15 protein-coding genes and 10 tRNA genes are annotated in these 16,971 nt (G+C 45.4%); 4 read left to right on the top strand and 21 right to left on the bottom strand.

Annotation, left to right across the window (positions count from 1 at the left end; translation table 11 throughout):
• Positions 1 to 4 precede the first annotated feature (4 nt).
• From C1S73_RS13690 to C1S73_RS13665, 6 genes are all read right to left on the bottom strand, one after another.
• Positions 5 to 466 carry a YqaA family protein gene (locus C1S73_RS13690; protein WP_038870456.1) on the bottom strand — a complete coding sequence of 154 codons (462 nt, stop codon included), beginning with the start codon at positions 464 to 466 and terminating at the stop codon, positions 5 to 7.
• Positions 460 to 1,410: an NADP-dependent oxidoreductase gene (locus C1S73_RS13685; protein ID WP_038870454.1), complete on the bottom strand. Its 951-nt coding sequence runs from the start codon at positions 1,408 to 1,410 to the stop codon at positions 460 to 462. The genes C1S73_RS13690 and C1S73_RS13685 overlap by 7 nt, the downstream gene beginning before the upstream one ends.
• Before the next feature lie 146 nt (positions 1,411 to 1,556).
• Complete coding sequence (locus C1S73_RS13680; protein WP_038870452.1) at positions 1,557 to 2,687, bottom strand: sodium ion-translocating decarboxylase subunit beta; 1,131 nt, start codon at positions 2,685 to 2,687, stop codon at positions 1,557 to 1,559.
• Between the two features lie 9 nt (positions 2,688 to 2,696).
• Positions 2,697 to 4,487 carry a sodium-extruding oxaloacetate decarboxylase subunit alpha gene (gene oadA, locus C1S73_RS13675; protein WP_045420936.1) on the bottom strand — a complete coding sequence of 597 codons (1,791 nt, stop codon included), beginning with the start codon at positions 4,485 to 4,487 and terminating at the stop codon, positions 2,697 to 2,699.
• 33 nt (positions 4,488 to 4,520) lie between these two features.
• Complete coding sequence (locus C1S73_RS13670; RefSeq protein WP_038870443.1) at positions 4,521 to 4,778, bottom strand: oxaloacetate decarboxylase subunit gamma; 258 nt, start codon at positions 4,776 to 4,778, stop codon at positions 4,521 to 4,523.
• Between the two features lie 467 nt (positions 4,779 to 5,245).
• Entirely contained in the window at positions 5,246 to 5,887 is a 642-nt protein-coding gene (locus C1S73_RS13665; RefSeq protein ID WP_038870444.1) for a helix-turn-helix transcriptional regulator, read from the bottom strand.
• A 574-nt stretch (positions 5,888 to 6,461) separates the two neighbouring features.
• On the opposite strand from C1S73_RS13665, the gene C1S73_RS13660 reads away from it, so the two are divergent.
• The 4 genes from C1S73_RS13660 to C1S73_RS13645 are packed head-to-tail and all read left to right on the top strand — an operon-like array spanning position 6,462 to position 9,198.
• Positions 6,462 to 7,589 (top strand): hypothetical protein, encoded by a 1,128-nt coding sequence (locus tag C1S73_RS13660; RefSeq protein ID WP_038870445.1) that lies wholly within the window; start codon positions 6,462 to 6,464, stop codon positions 7,587 to 7,589.
• Between the two features lie 19 nt (positions 7,590 to 7,608).
• Positions 7,609 to 7,932 (top strand): hypothetical protein, encoded by a 324-nt coding sequence (locus C1S73_RS13655; protein WP_038870446.1) that lies wholly within the window; start codon positions 7,609 to 7,611, stop codon positions 7,930 to 7,932.
• A gap of 8 nt (positions 7,933 to 7,940) precedes the next feature.
• Positions 7,941 to 8,618: a C39 family peptidase gene (locus C1S73_RS13650; protein ID WP_050566717.1), complete on the top strand. Its 678-nt coding sequence runs from the start codon at positions 7,941 to 7,943 to the stop codon at positions 8,616 to 8,618.
• 13 nt (positions 8,619 to 8,631) lie between these two features.
• Positions 8,632 to 9,198 (top strand): hypothetical protein, encoded by a 567-nt coding sequence (locus C1S73_RS13645; RefSeq protein WP_010643222.1) that lies wholly within the window; start codon positions 8,632 to 8,634, stop codon positions 9,196 to 9,198.
• A 73-nt stretch (positions 9,199 to 9,271) separates the two neighbouring features.
• On the opposite strand, the gene C1S73_RS13640 is transcribed toward C1S73_RS13645, so the two are convergent.
• The 15 genes from C1S73_RS13640 to recX all read right to left on the bottom strand — a co-directional run bounded on the left by C1S73_RS13640 (position 9,272) and on the right by recX (position 16,876).
• Positions 9,272 to 10,267, bottom strand: a complete 996-nt coding sequence (locus C1S73_RS13640) for a transporter (RefSeq protein ID WP_038870448.1) — start codon at positions 10,265 to 10,267, stop codon at positions 9,272 to 9,274.
• A 189-nt stretch (positions 10,268 to 10,456) separates the two neighbouring features.
• Positions 10,457 to 10,533: transfer RNA gene (locus C1S73_RS13635), tRNA-Arg, on the bottom strand.
• A 57-nt stretch (positions 10,534 to 10,590) separates the two neighbouring features.
• A tRNA-Arg gene (locus tag C1S73_RS13630) sits at positions 10,591 to 10,667 on the bottom strand.
• A 58-nt stretch (positions 10,668 to 10,725) separates the two neighbouring features.
• Positions 10,726 to 10,802 (bottom strand) — tRNA-Arg (locus C1S73_RS13625).
• A gap of 58 nt (positions 10,803 to 10,860) precedes the next feature.
• Positions 10,861 to 10,937 (bottom strand) — tRNA-Arg (locus C1S73_RS13620).
• A 57-nt stretch (positions 10,938 to 10,994) separates the two neighbouring features.
• Positions 10,995 to 11,071: transfer RNA gene (locus tag C1S73_RS13615), tRNA-Arg, on the bottom strand.
• 57 nt (positions 11,072 to 11,128) lie between these two features.
• A tRNA-Arg gene (locus C1S73_RS13610) sits at positions 11,129 to 11,205 on the bottom strand.
• A 56-nt stretch (positions 11,206 to 11,261) separates the two neighbouring features.
• Positions 11,262 to 11,338, bottom strand: a tRNA-Arg gene (locus tag C1S73_RS13605).
• A gap of 86 nt (positions 11,339 to 11,424) precedes the next feature.
• A tRNA-Ser gene (locus C1S73_RS13600) sits at positions 11,425 to 11,516 on the bottom strand.
• A 29-nt stretch (positions 11,517 to 11,545) separates the two neighbouring features.
• Positions 11,546 to 11,622 (bottom strand) — tRNA-Arg (locus tag C1S73_RS13595).
• A gap of 31 nt (positions 11,623 to 11,653) precedes the next feature.
• Positions 11,654 to 11,745 (bottom strand) — tRNA-Ser (locus tag C1S73_RS13590).
• A gap of 243 nt (positions 11,746 to 11,988) precedes the next feature.
• On the bottom strand, positions 11,989 to 12,186 hold the full coding sequence (gene csrA / locus C1S73_RS13585; protein WP_004415691.1) for a carbon storage regulator CsrA: 198 nt from the start codon (positions 12,184 to 12,186) through the stop codon (positions 11,989 to 11,991).
• 92 nt (positions 12,187 to 12,278) lie between these two features.
• Positions 12,279 to 13,466: an aspartate kinase gene (locus tag C1S73_RS13580; protein ID WP_038870262.1), complete on the bottom strand. Its 1,188-nt coding sequence runs from the start codon at positions 13,464 to 13,466 to the stop codon at positions 12,279 to 12,281.
• A gap of 203 nt (positions 13,467 to 13,669) precedes the next feature.
• Entirely contained in the window at positions 13,670 to 16,267 is a 2,598-nt protein-coding gene (alaS, locus tag C1S73_RS13575) for an alanine--tRNA ligase (protein WP_038870264.1), read from the bottom strand.
• A 141-nt stretch (positions 16,268 to 16,408) separates the two neighbouring features.
• Positions 16,409 to 16,876, bottom strand: a complete 468-nt coding sequence (gene recX / locus C1S73_RS13570) for a recombination regulator RecX (protein WP_038870265.1) — start codon at positions 16,874 to 16,876, stop codon at positions 16,409 to 16,411.
• Positions 16,877 to 16,971: the final 95 nt, after the last annotated feature.

Genomic DNA, 16,971 nt, shown 5'->3' with positions numbered 1-16,971 from the left:
TTCCTTAAAATAAACCGAGATAGATGGCGGCTAACAAGGAGTACCTTGCTGCTTTGCCTAAGAATATCAAAACCATACACGGCAGAAATTTCATCCTTAACCATCCTGCCGCTAAACATAGCGGGTCACCTATCACTGGTAACCAGCTAAAGAACAATCCCCAATATCCATACTTGGACAGCCATTTAAGTGCTGTATGGCCGTGTTTTTCATCTTTTGTCTTATTTGGAATCCAAAGCCCAAGCCAATAGTTGGTCAATCCACCAAGCGTGTTACCAATCGTGGCGACAATAATGATGGAAGTAGCGGAATACTGGTTTAACGAGAGGGTCGCGATCAATCCAGCTTCAGAGCCCCCCGGCAAGAGGGTCGCGCTAAGAAATCCAGTAATGAACAACACCCATAATGCGGAGTCAGAAAACCATAGTGCTAAATTTTCAAAGGCTGCATTAAATGCCTCTAGCATGTCATATCAAGCAATACCTTGCCTCGTGTCCGTCCGGATTCAACTTGTCTGTGGGCATCCACAACCTCGTCCATCGGATAAACATGTTGAATTTCTGTTTTTAGCAGACCAACCCCCACCATATAAAGTAAGGTGTCGAGCTGCTCACGATCCGGCTCCACCAGCATGCCACTAGCATCAAAACCAAGCAGTTTTGCTTTCTCACAAATCAACTCAGCCGTTATGGTCGGAACGGTGATCACTCGGGCGTTATCAGTCAGACATTTCAGAGCATCTAAAGCGGCATCACCACCGACTAGATCGATCAACACATCCACATCTTCAACACGTTCTGACACTGGCGCAAATTGATAGTTCACTGCATGTGCTCCCAGCGTCGCGAGGTAGTCTAAATTCCGCTCACTGCAGGTGGTAAAGACTTCGGCTTTGGTTGCTACGGCGATTTGTACCGCTATGTGGCCAACACCGCCTGCACCAGCAAGAATCAACACTCGGTCGCCTTCAGTAACATTAGCCTTGCTTAATGCTTGAGCCGCCGTTTGCCCTGCCAGAGGAAGTGCAGCCGCAGCTTCTAAAGTTACTGAATTGGGAATACGGCTGAGAGCTGACTCAGGAACACAAAGGTATTGGCTGTAACCACCACCACGAGCTGGAAATCCAATGAAACCAGCAACCTCGTCCCCGACTTCAAAACGTGACGTCCCTTCCCCACAAGACGCCACTTTGCCAGAAACGTCATACCCCGGAACCCAAGGAAGGTTATCTTTATTTTGTGCGGCCGCCCAACCTAACCCCGCGCGCGTTTTCACGTCGATAGGATTAATGCCTGAATAGGCGACTTTTATGAGGATTTCACCCTTTTGAGGTGAGGGTGTTGGTGCGGTTTGAATGGCGAGAACGTCTGCATCGCCAAACTTAGTAATCACTATCTGTTTGTGTTCCATAGCCCATTCCCTGCGAGAAAACAAAAAGGGATGCGAAAGCATCCCTTTGACTATAAACCATTTTGTTTACCGAAGTTAATCGTCAATTTGTAAATTGGTGGATAATTCTATGTCGTAGCGTATCCACCAAAAATTGAACAAGACGATTAGCCTACTAGCGCTAACAAGATACCAGCCGCGACTGCGGAACCAAGTACACCGGCTACGTTTGGCCCCATCGCATGCATCAACAGGAAGTTTTGTGGGTTCGCTTCTAAGCCAACTTTGTTCACAACACGAGCTGCCATTGGTACCGCTGAAACACCCGCAGCACCGATAAGTGGGTTGATGTCTTCTTTCGAGAACTTGTTGAGAAGCTTCGCCATCAGAACACCTGCACCAGTACCTATACTGAATGCCACTGCGCCTAAACCCAGAATGCCAAGTGTTTCTAGATTCAAAAACTGTTCAGCTTGCAGTTTAGAGCCGACACCAAGACCTAAGAAGATGGTCACGATGTTGATCAGCTCGTTTTGAGCGGTTTTGGATAAACGATCCACTACACCCGCTTCGCGCATCAAATTGCCTAAACAGAACATACCAACCAAAGGTGTAGCCGATGGCAGGAATAGAATTGTCATCAGCAACACAGCAAGTGGGAACAGTACTTTTTCCCACTTACCGACATGACGCAGTTGAGCCATTTTAATTTGACGCTCTTCTTTGGTCGTAAGTGCTTTCATGATCGGAGGCTGAATAATCGGCACCAACGCCATGTAGCTGTATGCCGCAACGGCGATCGCACCAAGTAGGTCCGGAGACAGTTTACTTGCTAAGAAAATCGCCGTAGGACCATCTGCACCACCAATAATGGCGATAGACGATGCATCAGCCATGGAGAATTCCATACCAGGAACGTAGTTAAGTAAAATCGCGCCAAATAGTGTCGCAAAAATACCAAACTGAGCAGCGGCCCCTAACCACAACGTTTTCGGGTTCGCAATTAAGGCACCAAAGTCCGTCATCGCACCGACACCCATGAAGATCAAGAGTGGGAAGACACCTGATTCGATCCCGATGTAATACACGTAGTAAAGCAAGCCACCTGGGTCAGTAAAGCCTGCATTTGGAATGTTAGCCAAGATGGCACCAAAACCAATAGGCAATAGCAACAATGGCTCAAAGCCTTTTTTGATCGCCAAAAACAGCAGTGCACAACCAACCAACATCATACAGATTTGGCCGAACTCAAAGTTCGCGATCCCTGTTTCTGACCATAAGGTCATCAATCCGTCCATGATACTCCCTTATGCTAAGCTCAGAAGCGGTGAACCAACAGTAACGGCATCACCTTCTTTCACATTCAGCTCTTGCACTACGCCACCACGAGCCGCGCGAACTTCGGTTTCCATCTTCATCGCTTCTAAGATAAGCAGAACATCCCCTTCAGAAACTTCAGCGCCTGGCTGAACATTCACTTTAAAGATGTTACCGGCAAGCGGTGCCGGTACTGCTTCCGCAGAAGTATTTGCTGGAGCTACGGGAGCACTTGGTTGTACTGGAGCTGCTGAAACATTTGGAGTAACAGACGCCAGCTGTCCTTGTGGGCCGACTTCCACTTCGTACACTTGGCCATCCACACGAACGCTATAAGTCTCAACACCACCGGTTGCTACTGGCGCTACCTGAGCTGCTGGTTTCGCTGACTCTAGCGTTGGAGCAGGTTCAAACGCATCTGGGTTGTCACGGTTCTTAAGGAATTTGAGACCAACTTGAGGGAACAAAGCATACGTCAATACGTCATCCACACGCTCACTTGCCAACTTGATACCATCAGACTGTGCTTTCTCCATCAAATCGACAGTAAGCGTCTCCATTTCAGGTTTCAATAGATCAGCAGGACGACACGTGATCGCCTCTTTTCCATCAAGAACTTTTGCTTGCAGGTCGGCGTTCAATGCGGCAGGTGCTGCACCGTATTCACCTTTTAATAAGCCTGCAGTTTCTTTCGTGATGCTCTTATAACGTTCACCTGTCAGCACGTTAATAACGGCTTGGGTGCCGACAATCTGTGAGGTTGGTGTTACTAGGGGAATAAAGCCAAGATCTTCACGCACGCGTGGGATCTCTTCCAGAACTTCATCAAGACGGTCTGCCGCCCCTTGTTCTTTAAGTTGGCCTTCCATGTTGGTTAACATGCCACCAGGAACCTGAGCAATGAGGATACGAGAATCCACCCCTTTCAATTGCCCTTCCCATTTCGCGTACTTCTTGCGCACTTCACGGAAGTAAGCCGCAATAGGCTCAATTTGGTCCAGTTTTAAGTTGGTATCACGCTCTGTACCTTGCAACATCGCTACCACAGTTTCTGTCGGCGTATGGCCATAAGTACAACTCATTGAAGAGATCGCGGTATCAAGGATATCAATTCCGGCTTCTACGGCCTTCACAGCAGTCGCGGTTGATAACCCCGTCGTTGCATGACAGTGAAGCGCTAGTGGCACATCACAGGATGCTTTGATGCGAGTGATCAGCTCTTCTGCTTCATAAGGCTTGAGCAAACCAGACATGTCTTTGATACACAGAGAGTGACAACCGAGGTCTTCTAAGCGTTTTGCTAAATCCACCCACGTCTCTGTGTTATGCACTGGGCTGGTCGTGTAAGACAGCGTACCCTGAGCATGTGCACCAACATCCACAGCAGCCTTAACAGCCGTTTGAAAGTTTCGCACGTCATTCATTGCGTCGAAAATACGGAACACATCCATTCCGTTAACGTGTGCACGCTCAACAAACTTCTCTACTACGTCATCAGCATAATGGCGGTATCCTAAAAGGTTTTGACCACGAAGTAGCATTTGCATCGGCGTGTTTGGCATTGCTTTTTTTAACTCACGTAGACGCTCCCATGGGTCTTCTCCCAGAAATCGAATACAAGAATCAAAAGTTGCGCCACCCCAGGTCTCTAATGACCAGTAACCAACTTTGTCCAATTCCGCTGCGATAGGCAGCATATCTTCGATACGCATACGCGTAGCAAACAGTGATTGATGGGCGTCACGAAGGACCACATCCGTAATAGCTAGTGGTTTAGACATGCTCTTAAACTCCTTTTTAATCCTATCTTTCGGCTACTTCGCGACAGAGGCGCGATGTTTATGAATCGCCGCCGAAATCGCCGCCACTACTTGTGGACTAACAGCTGAAGAGGTTGATTGAACGTTGGTGCGTGTTTTTGGTGCTGCGATCGGCTCAGGTACTTCTTCTGGTACCAATCTCGACAAAAGCCGAACGAGATAAACTAGAATGGTGAGGAAAATAAATACGACCGCCATCCCTGTTAGCATCAGGGTGGCCGCATCTACTAGCAGGCTTCCTATATTCGTCATGTTGCTTCCTTTCTTTGTCATCCTGACAATGCGCAGGACTCTAATAGCGTCAAATCCCGACCAATGGATTATCTCGATTGGTTAAATTTTGTCAATTTTGTTTAAGGAAGCTTTTAATTAATCTTTAATATTGATTATTTATTCACTACCCAGATCACAATTCGAGAGAAAATCATCGTTGAACATAAGAATGTTTAACTTATAACCACACTAAATTAAAGTGATTATAAAAACTGCGATTGGTATTTCAAAAAATCAATCTAAATGAAGGCAGAAAATAAAATAAAAACAGAAACCTATGTTGATTTAACCAAATTAAAACAACTGGTTTACAATTTATTTCTTAAGTAATCACACCAAAAGTAAAATGCGAATAAGGTGATACGAGCAAAGGTTTGCCCCTCGGGTTGTGAAACTAGCCGCTCTTGAATGAGCTTATGATTATTTACGCATTCTTTTTTGAGTACTTATTGTGCGGTTAACCCCCCGTTCATCCGCACTATCTTGATAGCATCATGACGGCAATGTACATCCAGTTTCTTGTACAACTTATAGATATGGCTTTTCACCGTACTCTCTGACAAAAACAACTGTGAAGCGATCTGCTGGTTTGATATTCCATAAGCCAGCAACTCTAAAATTTGCCTCTCACGACTGGTTAGCGAATCATGTTGGCATTCCATCGAAACATTCGAGTGTCTGTAGTTGTTGATTAACGTTTCTAAATACACCCTTGGTAACCACAATCCTCCTTGAAATATATATTCCACACTCTCGCTTATGTGGGACACAGAAGCACTTTGTAGCAAAATGCCTTTAAGTAGCTTCCATCGCAACAATTCATTTTCAACGCTCTCGCTTGGCACGTTGTGAATCATTAGCGGCCAACCGAATAAATCAAAATCCGGGAGCAAACCTCTGGATTCAAGTCGCCTCATAAAGTCATAGTCAATAAACACAAGATCGATGCTCATGGTATGACTGCGAAAGACGGCCTCTTCTGGTAAACACGTTCTGACTTTTACATCAGGTGCGATTGATAATTGCCCCTCTATTAAACTGGTTTGAAGATTATTCTCCGCTAGAAGGAGAAGATGTTTGGTTCCCATAGTATCCACCACTGTTTGCTGACACCTTTACTACCTACCTCCATGTGCCAGTGTTTTCTGATCACCACATTGATGATCAATAAAATTATCAATAGAGAAAATATAGCAGTTCAGGCTGACTTTACGGGCACACCTACGACATAAAATAACCAAAAGGATTGAGCATTTTTAAATGTAGAGTCGACACCTTTCCACCCAACCTAATTTAACTGCTTGTTCTTACTGACACCTTCAATTCAGGGGTCTAAACATCGACTTAACCGCTGGGATTTTAGGCTGAGTCATCTGATGAGCAAAAACCTACTTTTTCAGCCTTATTAGTCAGATATTTTCATACTTGAAGCACCCTAATGAGAGCTATTCTCACTAAGTTGATGATAAAAATTAGCTTTTATCAGTAAGCCAACTAGCTTCTATTCTTCATTTAACTCACTACTGATAGTTTTCTCATTCATAAGAAACGCCCCCAAAAACCCTTACCTATAATTCTCTCGCTTCCACAGTTAAGGAGGCAGCAAGAAGTTTACGTGCAGTCATTTTTAATTAGGAAATATCAGGAAATGGAGTAATCAACATGACTCTTAACAAAACAGGGCTTGCTATCGCAATGTCAGCGATTCTTTTTAGTGGTTCAGTATTAGCTGCTAACGGTATTGATGATGGCGATGACAATAAGCAATGGACGAACAGCGCAAACACGGCAACACAAACCACTACACAAACGAACAGCAGCACAAATGACGCCAGCAGTGCTGATGCAAATACAAATCGTAGTTACAACAACAACAGTACGAATAATGCGAACGACAGTTCTGATTCAAGCATGAACACGACTCGGAGTAACAACGACAACAGTGATAACAGCGACAGTAGCAATGCAAGTACTAACGGTAGCTACAATAACAGTAGTACCAACAATGCGAATGACAATTCAGATTCAAGCATGAACACCACGCGTAGTAACAACGACAACAGTGACCACAACGCGAGCACCAACCAAAGCAATAATGACAACAGCAGTAGCTATGCGAACGATAACTCCAACTCAAGTACGAATGGCAGTTACAACGACAACAGCGATAACCGTGACCAAGCAGACTACCGAGATCAATCAGATAACCGTGACCAAAGCGATAGCAGCGACAACAGCAGTAGTTACGCAAACGACAACTCTGATTCCAGCATGAACACTACACGTAGTAATAACGACAATAGTGATTCAAGCACAACCACTCGTCGTAGTAACAACGATAACAGTGATTCAAGCGTTAATGACAGCAACAACGACAATAGTGACAACCGTAGTTACGCTGACAATAACTCGGACAATCGTGATCAAAGTGATAATCGTGATCAAAGCGATAACCGAAGCTACGCGAACGACAACAGCGATAGCAGCACAAACGATAGCTACAACGACAACAGTGACTCAAGCACAACCAACACGGACAGCTTCAACCAAATCAACATGGATACAGATATGGTCGTAGCAAACTCAGAAGTGATGGGGCAAGTTCACTCAGCATCGGTCACTTACGATGCAGGAGAGAAAGACGCAAAAGTGAAAGTTGAAAACGTGAATAACCTTGGCGGTTTAGATAGTGCTGCGGGTATTACAACTGTGGCACAAAATGCCGGAGCGAACTCACTGATTCAACAATCTGTTGCTACCAATGCCAGTGTGTTTACCGGTGGTGAGTAAAGGAAGCTAGGAGAAAGCGATGCGTTTGGCACTGTGTACCTTGGGTATGATAGTTGCTTTTTCCGCACACGCAGAAGACATAACGTTATCTGATGAAAGTGTCAGTCTAGAAACGATGAATGAAGCACGAGGTGGCCAGAATGTTGAGCTAGACCTTGTTTATGCAGAATCAGATGTAGATGGCATTTCTTCAGATAACGTAGCGACCAATACCGTGAGCGGAAACAACATACTCTCACCAGGAGCGTTCGCAGACAGTTCAGGGATATCGAGCGTGATTCAGAATACTGGTAACAACGTTCTAATCCAGAACTCAACCGTCGTTAACCTGACACTCAAGTAAATATTGATATGAAAGTTTGGCAAAACTTACCTTGGCTGTTGCTGGCTCTGTCAGCTTCAGCCAATTCATTGGAGTTTCTCCCTCATCGGGGACATTTTTCTGTGCCTGTTAAAAGCTACAAAGAAATCGTATTTGGTGATGTATTTCGTCAACAGTATGATTTCAGTTGTGGTTCAGCAGCACTGGCCTCTCTATTGACCTATCACTATCAAACCCCTTCGTCAGAACAAGATATTTTTAAAAGCATGTACGACAAGGGAGATAAAAAGAAGATCAAAGAGAAAGGCTTTTCACTACTAGACATGAAAGTTTACCTCGATTCCATTGGACTTAACTCAGACGGCTTTCAAGTAGGATTAGAAAAGATTCGCAATGTAGGGGTCCCAGGGATCACACTCGTCAATTTTGATAGTTACATGCACTTCGTGGTGATCAGAGGAATGAACGCAGACTCCGTAATCTTAGGCGATCCGTCTCGGGGCACCATGATCATGAAATACGAAGAGTTCCAGAAATACTATCAAGGGATTGTGCTTCTAATCCGTAACGAAGCTGAAGTTGGTCGATCTGGTTTTATTACTGACGATAAGTTTGCTATTTATCATTCCTCTCCCCTAGAAAGCGGTGTGCAAAGAGATTCTCTCGGTGTGTTTAGCATTACGCTCCCCGTCGCTGGAGAGAACTAGATGAGGTGTGGTTATGAGGCTATCTAAGTGGATTCTGACATGCGGTGTTTTGACTTCGACACTTTCTCTAGCGAATGAAGTGGATCTAACGGGGTTAACCCCACTTCCACCAAATTCGTTGTCCGAACTTCGTGGTGGCTTTCAAGTCACTGACGATTACATCATCAACATCGGATTAAGTATTACCACCACAATCAATGGACAAGATATCCTAAATACCACCATTGCCAATTTAGTTATTGAGAATGGCCACCTTACCAATATTAGCGGCAGCAATAGCTCAGATGGTCTAGGTAACCCTCTCGATCAAGGCATCGTCAACATCATTCAATTTGGCGAAGGCAACTTTATAAGTGATAACCGCGCAAACTCACCAGATGTGACGAACCCGAATCAACCAAATATCATTAGCTCAGAGTTCATCAATTCCAGCATCATCAACATCATTCAAAACACCACAGATAACAGTGTGATTGGTTTAAGTACACTGGTCGACATCGATGCGCAAGTGAGTGGCGTAATGCAACAAATTCGTGCAAACCAGCAACTAGAAGACGCACTGTTGAATCACCTCCAATAATTTCCAACAAGAAGCGCTTGTACAAAAAAGGGCTGTCATCACAACAACCCTTAAATTCCTCTGTATTCACGTACTACAGATTAAATGGCACACGAATCGTTAATTGAAAATCTGGGGTATCTTCGGTTAATCCAGCTTGCGCACTTACGTTGAGCGATGCTCTAGGGCTAAAGGCATAATTAACACCCAACGTCAGTGCATCCAATTGAAGTAACTTCGCGTCATCAGCCGAGCTGCCGTTCACTTTACTTTTCAAAATCGTTTTGTGGCTTAACCCTAACGAAAAAGACAAGTCTGGATTGACGGCAAAGCCCATCCCTCCCGCTAACGCAATGGTATCACCAAGATCAACGTCTGCTTTGGTATCTCCAACAGTAACATTCTCTTCCAAGTTATAGATGTAGCTCAGGCTTGCATACAGCACCGCTGGGTCTGTTGGGTAGATCATTGAAATGTTGGGTTCAAAACTCCAAAAACCAGATCCCGTCGGCACATCACTAAAGGAATTACTGCCTTCGTCTATAGAAACATCGTAAGGCGAACGCCCAGTATCGGATTTGACTCTTAAACCACCGACCCAATAAGGTGCACTATCAAAATTAAACTGGTGGCGAATCGCAAGCTCAACATCTCCCATCCCGCCACCATCGATTGTTGTATTGACCACGTCAGCATTCGAACCGTCCTGAATAGGGCGCGTTGCAATCTGGTCGTTTCGATAAACGTAGGGCAGCCGAACCTCCAATTCCGTAGCGTTGGTCAAACCATAGCGAGCGGTTAAGCCAACCGTAACTGTAGTTCTATCAGCATCACTGACCTCAATTCGTCCCACGATCAATGTTGGTAACACGGTATAACCAACCACAGAGACTTTATTTGAAGAGTTTTGCGTGTAGCTGAGTGATGTGTCGAATGACCACTGTCCTCGCGGCGTGAGCACTCCTGGGCGGTCTATAACATCACTGACGGTCTGAGCCCGTTGAGGAATATCATCGCCTTCCGAGCTATTTGCGGTTTGAGCTACACATACCAACCCAAGAGTGCAGCCAATCAGAGTCTTCCCTAACATCGAGTAATCCTTTCTTGTGGCGGTTATAAACGATTAGGTTAGATCTGAAGGTTTAGCAATGAGTTGATGGCAAGAAGTCGCACAATCTTAAAACAGAAACGCTGGAATGACTGAGGACAGTATCGATAAGAAAGGGGCCAGTTCTCAGATACAAAAAAGCCCCGCATAAGCGAGGCTTTTTCTAAAGAGTGGCGCGTCCTGGAGGATTCGAACCTCCGACCGCCTGGTTCGTAGCCAGGTACTCTATCCAGCTGAGCTAAGGACGCACGGTTTTTGATATCAGTATTCCCAATATCAGGAGTTCATTAAGAAACCCTAAAGAGTGGCGCGTCCTGGAGGATTCGAACCTCCGACCGCCTGGTTCGTAGCCAGGTACTCTATCCAGCTGAGCTAAGGACGCGCAGTTTTCGATATCAGTATTCCCAATATCAGGAGTTCACTAAGGAAACCCTAAAGAGTGGCGCGTCCTGGAGGATTCGAACCTCCGACCGCCTGGTTCGTAGCCAGGTACTCTATCCAGCTGAGCTAAGGACGCGCAGTTTTCGATATCGGTATTCCCAATATCAGGAGTTCACTAAGGAAACCCTAAAGAGTGGCGCGTCCTGGAGGATTCGAACCTCCGACCGCCTGGTTCGTAGCCAGGTACTCTATCCAGCTGAGCTAAGGACGCGCAGTTTTCGATATCAGTATTCCCAATATCAGGAGTTCACTAGGAAACCCTAAAGAGTGGCGCGTCCTGGAGGATTCGAACCTCCGACCGCCTGGTTCGTAGCCAGGTACTCTATCCAGCTGAGCTAAGGACGCGCAGTTTTCGATATCGGCATTCCCAATATCAGGAGTTCACCAGGAAACCCTAAAGAGTGGCGCGTCCTGGAGGATTCGAACCTCCGACCGCCTGGTTCGTAGCCAGGTACTCTATCCAGCTGAGCTAAGGACGCGCAATAATCTTTATTTTACTTTGTATAACCCGTTTATCAAACGAATTATTAAATAGTGGCGCGTCCTGGAGGATTCGAACCTCCGACCGCCTGGTTCGTAGCCAGGTACTCTATCCAGCTGAGCTAAGGACGCGCAATTCTTCTTGCTAGGAAGGTGTGAACTACATCACATTTCATTTCTTACGAAACAAAAAAAAGGCCAACGGGCCAGTCAATGAATGGCGGTGAAGGAGGGATTCGAACCCTCGATACGGGATAAACCGTATACTCCCTTAGCAGGGGAGCGCCTTCAGCCTCTCGGCCACCTCACCGTTTTCATTGTTATATCTCAAAAGAGATATGGCGCGTCCTGGAGGATTCGAACCTCCGACCGCCTGGTTCGTAGCCAGGTACTCTATCCAGCTGAGCTAAGGACGCACTTTTTGTTGATAAATCAACGTTGCAAGAATGGCGGTGAAGGAGGGATTCGAACCCTCGATACGGGATAAACCGTATACTCCCTTAGCAGGGGAGCGCCTTCAGCCTCTCGGCCACCTCACCGTCTTGCGGAGGCACATATTACGTTTTACCGAAAATATGTCAAACACTTTCTTTGAAAAAAAACGCAAAAATCGCTTAACCGATGCGGATTTAATCAAAGTGATTATTAAACAAACTTTATCACTCTATTATGATGAAAAAAAGAGAATCTTCTCTTAAAAAATGACATTTATCTAAAACTAAAAAGGCCAGCCCAATGGCTAGCCTTTTTCATTCAAACTAAGCTCTATAAACAGGAGCAGCTTAGTAGTTACCAGAAGCAACGTTACCATTGCCTTTTTCAGCTTGAATGCGCATGTAGATTTCTTCACGGTGAACTGAAACCTCTTTCGGAGCGTTAACGCCGATACGTACTTGGTTACCTTTTACACCTAGTACAGTTACAGTCACTTCATCACCAATCATCAGTGTTTCGCCTACGCGGCGAGTCAAAATTAGCATTCTTTGCTCCTTGAGTAATCTCTAAATTTTCTTGCTACAAAGCTATTATCCAACAAAAGTTATATTTTCGTAAACTACCTTGTTACGGAAAATTAGCCTAAAAAGGCATGTTTTTGCTGAATGCTTAATGCTTCACTCGATCTAATGTAAGCATCATGGAGAATATTTGCTGCTGTATCCACACACTCTGGTGGTAAGACTAGCATCATAGTGAGTGCATTCGTTGAGCAGAAATTAATTGCAATATCTTGCTGTGCCAACAAATCGCATGCGTGCTCAACCATTCCATTGGCTTCAAGCCCCACTGCGGTCAACAGGCTTACTACTTCACTATTACGGATTTTATCGCTGAACACCAGATCCAACTTGGCACATGCATCTTGTTTTATCATGATACCTGTTCGTTCTGTTTCCTCGATCACATTCCAAATGTCGATGCCTAACATCTGACATTGCTTTGCGACACTAGACAGGTGGTCACTGTCGACTTCAATTATGGCAAGGTCACGTTGAATCGCTATACCGGAAACGGCTTGCTTACCCGCCTCCCCTTTCACCAAACTGCCTTCATTAATATCGAAGGTCGAAAGCACACGTAGTGGCACGTTATTCTTCCATGCGTATTGCACAGAAGGTAGATGCAGTACCTTCGCTCCTCGGCTCGCCATCGCTTCCATAGAAGGAAAATCGATAACGTCCAATTTCTGAGCGTTTTTCACTACACGAGGGTCACAAGTATATATACCATCAACGTCGGTAAAGATTTGGCACTCATCAGCACTTAACGCGCCTGCAAGTGTCACTGCGCTCGTATCAGAGCCACCTCGACCTAATGTGGTGATATCCCCATTTTCATTCACACCTTGGAAACCTGCCACGATAACAATTTGATCTTGCTTAAGTAAGTCAAAGATCGTAGAAGTGTCAATGTGCTTAATCGTCGCGTCATTGTGTTGATTGTCCGTCACAATGTTCGCTTGTGCTCCGGTAAGTGAGCGAGCAGCATAACCCAATTTATTAAGGGTCATTGCCAGTAGTGCCATCGACACTTGCTCACCAGCAGAGAGCAAAACATCAAGTTCTCGAGCTGTTGGAACGCTATCTATTTGGTTAGCTAGATCCATCAATCGATTTGTTTCGCCTGACATTGCAGACACAACAACGACAACTTGATTACCATCATCTTTCGCCTTAATGATGTGTTCAGCGACTTGGTGGATTCTCTCAATTGAACCCACAGAAGTTCCGCCAAACTTTTGCACGATAAGGGGCTTTTTCACCAGTCTTCACCTTCCCAAGACCAAAGTCTCATTAGGACCACTTCATATTCTATTGATTGCAAAATTATATAAGCGGTAGTTACAACAAAAACCAAGTGACGTAAATGACCTGGTTAAAATACGGTCAATTAAACCACTTGGTTACTATAAAAAAATTACGCTCAATCAAATAACTTTGATTGAGCGTAAAGGATGTTAAAAGCTTATAAGCGCTCTTCTAGCCATGGCTGTACTGATTGAATCGCTTCTGGTAGTGCAGATACATCTGTACCACCAGCTTGCGCCATATCAGGACGACCACCGCCTTTACCGCCAACTTGCTCAGCAACCATCTTAACTAGGTCACCTGCTTTCACTTTACCGATAAGGTCTTTGGTTACGCCTGCAATCAGACCGATCTTGTCATCGTTCACGTTAGCAAGAAGGATTACACCGCTACCTACTTGGTTCTTGATGTCATCAACCATAGTACGTAGGTTCTTGTTATCTGCGCCTTCTAGAGCAGCAATCAGTACTTTAGTACCGTTGATATCCTGAACTTTACCCATGATGTTTGCGCTTTCTGCCGCAGCCATCTTGTCTTTCAGTTTCTGGATTTCTTTCTCTAGAGATTTTGCTTTCTGCGCTGATTCAGCCAGTTTCTCTTCGTACTTAGCCGCTTGAACTTCGATTGCGTCTAGCGCACCTTCACCCGTTACCGCTTCGATACGACGGATACCTGCTGCGATACCACCTTCAGATGTGATCTTGAATAGACCGATGTCACCTGTGTTTGAAGCGTGGATACCACCACAAAGTTCAGTAGAAAAGTCACCCATAGACAGTACACGTACTTCGTCGTCGTACTTCTCGCCGAACAACGCCATTGCGCCTTTCTTCTTAGCAGACTCGATATCCATCACGTTAGTTTCAATCGTGTGGTTGCGACGAATTTGAGCATTTACTAGACGCTCAACTTCTTTTAGCTCAGCTGCCGTTACCGCTTCTAAGTGTGAGAAGTCGAAACGTAGGCTATCCGCTTTTACTAGAGAGCCTTTCTGCGTTACGTGCTCACCAAGTAATTGGCGAAGTGCAGCATGCAGCAAGTGCGTTGCTGAGTGGTTTAGAGAGATTGCAGCGCGACGCTCTGCGTCAACGATAGTGGCAACTTCATCACCTTTTGCTAGAACACCTTCAGCCATTACACCGTGGTGTGCGATTGCGTTACCTAGTTTTTGAGTGTCTTCAACACGGAATACACCAGCTTCAGTACGGATCTCACCAGCGTCACCACACTGACCGCCTGACTCTGCGTAGAATGGTGTTTCACCAAGCACGATGATTGCTTTGTCGCCAGCAGATAGAGATTCTACTTCGTTGCCTTCAACGAACATCGCCGCTACAGAGCTAGAGCCTTTAGTACCTGTGTAACCACAGAATTCTGTTTGCGTATCAACTTTAATTGCTGCGTTGTAGTCAGTACCGAAGTTACCAGCTTCACGCGCACGTTGACGCTGCTCTTCCATCGCTTTCTCGAAACCTTCTTCGTCGATTGCAAACTCACGTTCACGTGCAACGTCATTAGTTAAGTCAGCTGGGAAGCCGTAAGTATCGTAAAGTTTAAATACGGTTTCGCCGTCTAGTACTTTACCGTCCGTTCCTTGCGAAGAAATGTTATCTAGTGCTTCGTTTAGAATCGCCATACCGCGCTCAAGTGTACGGCCGAAGTTTTCTTCTTCGATACGCAGTACTTTTTCAACCACAGCTTGTTGACGCTTCAGCTCTTCACCAGCCGTACCCATGATTTCCGCTAGTACACCAACCAGTTTGTGGAAGAATGCACCTTGTGCGCCCAGCTTGTTACCGTGACGAACTGCACGACGGATGATACGACGTAGAACGTAACCACGACCTTCGTTTGAAGGCATAACGCCATCAACGATCAGGAATGAACATGAACGGATGTGGTCAGCGATAACGCGTAGCGATTGGTTTGATAGATCTTCGTAGCCAATCACTTCAGCAGCAGCTTTGATAAGAGCTTGGAATACATCGATTTCGTAGTTTGAGTGAACGCCTTGCATAATTGCAGAGATACGCTCGATACCCATACCAGTATCTACCGATGGCTTTGGTAGCGGTTCCATAGTGCCGTCTGCGTGACGGTTGAACTGCATGAATACGTTGTTCCAGATCTCGATGAAACGGTCACCATCTTCTTCAGGTGTGCCAGGACGGCCACCCCAGATGTGCTCACCGTGATCGTAGAAGATTTCAGTACATGGACCACAAGGACCTGTGTCACCCATTTGCCAGAAGTTATCTGACTCGTATGGTTTACCACCTTTCTTGTCGCCGATGCGAATAATGCGGTCTGCTGGAACGCCTACTTTTTGGTTCCAGATATCGAATGCTTCGTCGTCTGTCTCGTAAACGGTTACCAGTAGACGGTCTGCTGGCAGCTTAAGGGTTACTGTTAGGAATTCCCAAGCGAACGCGATAGCGTCTTCTTTGAAGTAATCGCCAAAGCTGAAGTTACCTAGCATTTCAAAGAATGTGTGGTGACGAGCAGTGAAGCCAACGTTTTCCAGGTCGTTGTGTTTGCCACCAGCACGTACACAACGTTGAGCCGTAGTCGCTCGAGTGTAGGCTCGTTTTTCTAAGCCTAAGAAACAATCTTTAAATTGGTTCATACCCGCGTTCGTGAACAGCAGGGTTGGGTCGTTATGTGGAACTAACGATGAACTTTCTACGATTTGGTGTCCTTTGCTCTCAAAGAACTTGAGGAACGCGTTACGAACCTCATCAGTGCTCATGTACATGCAGCTCTTCCTGAAAATAGTCGAGTTAGAATTTTGCCGTATTGTAGATCATGCAATCAGCTACGACTAGTTTTCTTGCGGAAAAGAGGCATTAGAGGAAAAAATTTGAAGCAAAACAAAAACAGTGTGAGCTACTGACCGCTAATCTTCGTCATCAAAGCTCAGCGCATAGCTGATTTGGTCAAAACTATAGCCACGATATTGCATAAATCGCACCTGTTTAGCGTATTCTTTCTGGTCTTTGGCTTTCATTCCTTTGAATTTCTTCTCAGCCGCCGTTCTTGCCAGTTCAAACCAGTCTTGTGGTTCCTCTTCCATCGCTGTTTCAATGATGGATTCAGCCACGCGTTTTTGATTCAACTCCTGTCGAATTCTCCTTTCACCATGCCCTTTATAGACGTGTTGGCGAATCTGACTTTTGGCATAACGTAAGTCATCTAAGTAATTGTGGTCGAGGCAAAAGTTGATGGCCACTTCGATATCGGCCTCTTCATAACCTTTTAGAGCCAGCTTTTGATAGAGCTCGTATTGTCCATGATCACGACGGCTTAGTAGCTGAATCGCCGCTTCTTTGCTCGACAACGTCGGAGCTTGACGCTTTTGGTACATGATGATCCTAAAACTATTTTTGCTGTACAGACTCTAAAACAATCGTAGTAAATAACTGCTCACTCTAGCTTGTTGCTGTGCCAGCTCTGCTCACC

Source organism: Vibrio jasicida 090810c, from assembly GCF_002887615.1.
Lineage (GTDB): Bacteria > Pseudomonadota > Gammaproteobacteria > Enterobacterales > Vibrionaceae > Vibrio > Vibrio jasicida.
This window is presented reverse-complemented; position numbering and strand designations above follow the sequence as displayed.

Coding starts and splice junctions, on each gene's coding strand:
- C1S73_RS13680 (WP_038870452.1), bottom strand. CDS start 2,687: ATGGACGGATTGATGACCTTATGGTCAGAAACAGGGATCGCGAACTTT.
- C1S73_RS13640 (WP_038870448.1), bottom strand. CDS start 10,267: ATGTTAGGGAAGACTCTGATTGGCTGCACTCTTGGGTTGGTATGTGTA.
- C1S73_RS13665 (WP_038870444.1), bottom strand. CDS start 5,887: ATGGGAACCAAACATCTTCTCCTTCTAGCGGAGAATAATCTTCAAACC.
- recX (WP_038870265.1), bottom strand. CDS start 16,876: ATGTACCAAAAGCGTCAAGCTCCGACGTTGTCGAGCAAAGAAGCGGCG.
- C1S73_RS13655 (WP_038870446.1), top strand. CDS start 7,609: ATGCGTTTGGCACTGTGTACCTTGGGTATGATAGTTGCTTTTTCCGCA.
- C1S73_RS13645 (WP_010643222.1), top strand. CDS start 8,632: ATGAGGCTATCTAAGTGGATTCTGACATGCGGTGTTTTGACTTCGACA.
- C1S73_RS13690 (WP_038870456.1), bottom strand. CDS start 466: ATGCTAGAGGCATTTAATGCAGCCTTTGAAAATTTAGCACTATGGTTT.
- C1S73_RS13660 (WP_038870445.1), top strand. CDS start 6,462: ATGACTCTTAACAAAACAGGGCTTGCTATCGCAATGTCAGCGATTCTT.
- C1S73_RS13650 (WP_050566717.1), top strand. CDS start 7,941: ATGAAAGTTTGGCAAAACTTACCTTGGCTGTTGCTGGCTCTGTCAGCT.
- csrA (WP_004415691.1), bottom strand. CDS start 12,186: ATGCTAATTTTGACTCGCCGCGTAGGCGAAACACTGATGATTGGTGAT.
- C1S73_RS13670 (WP_038870443.1), bottom strand. CDS start 4,778: ATGACGAATATAGGAAGCCTGCTAGTAGATGCGGCCACCCTGATGCTA.
- oadA (WP_045420936.1), bottom strand. CDS start 4,487: ATGTCTAAACCACTAGCTATTACGGATGTGGTCCTTCGTGACGCCCAT.
- C1S73_RS13685 (WP_038870454.1), bottom strand. CDS start 1,410: ATGGAACACAAACAGATAGTGATTACTAAGTTTGGCGATGCAGACGTT.
- alaS (WP_038870264.1), bottom strand. CDS start 16,267: ATGTACATGAGCACTGATGAGGTTCGTAACGCGTTCCTCAAGTTCTTT.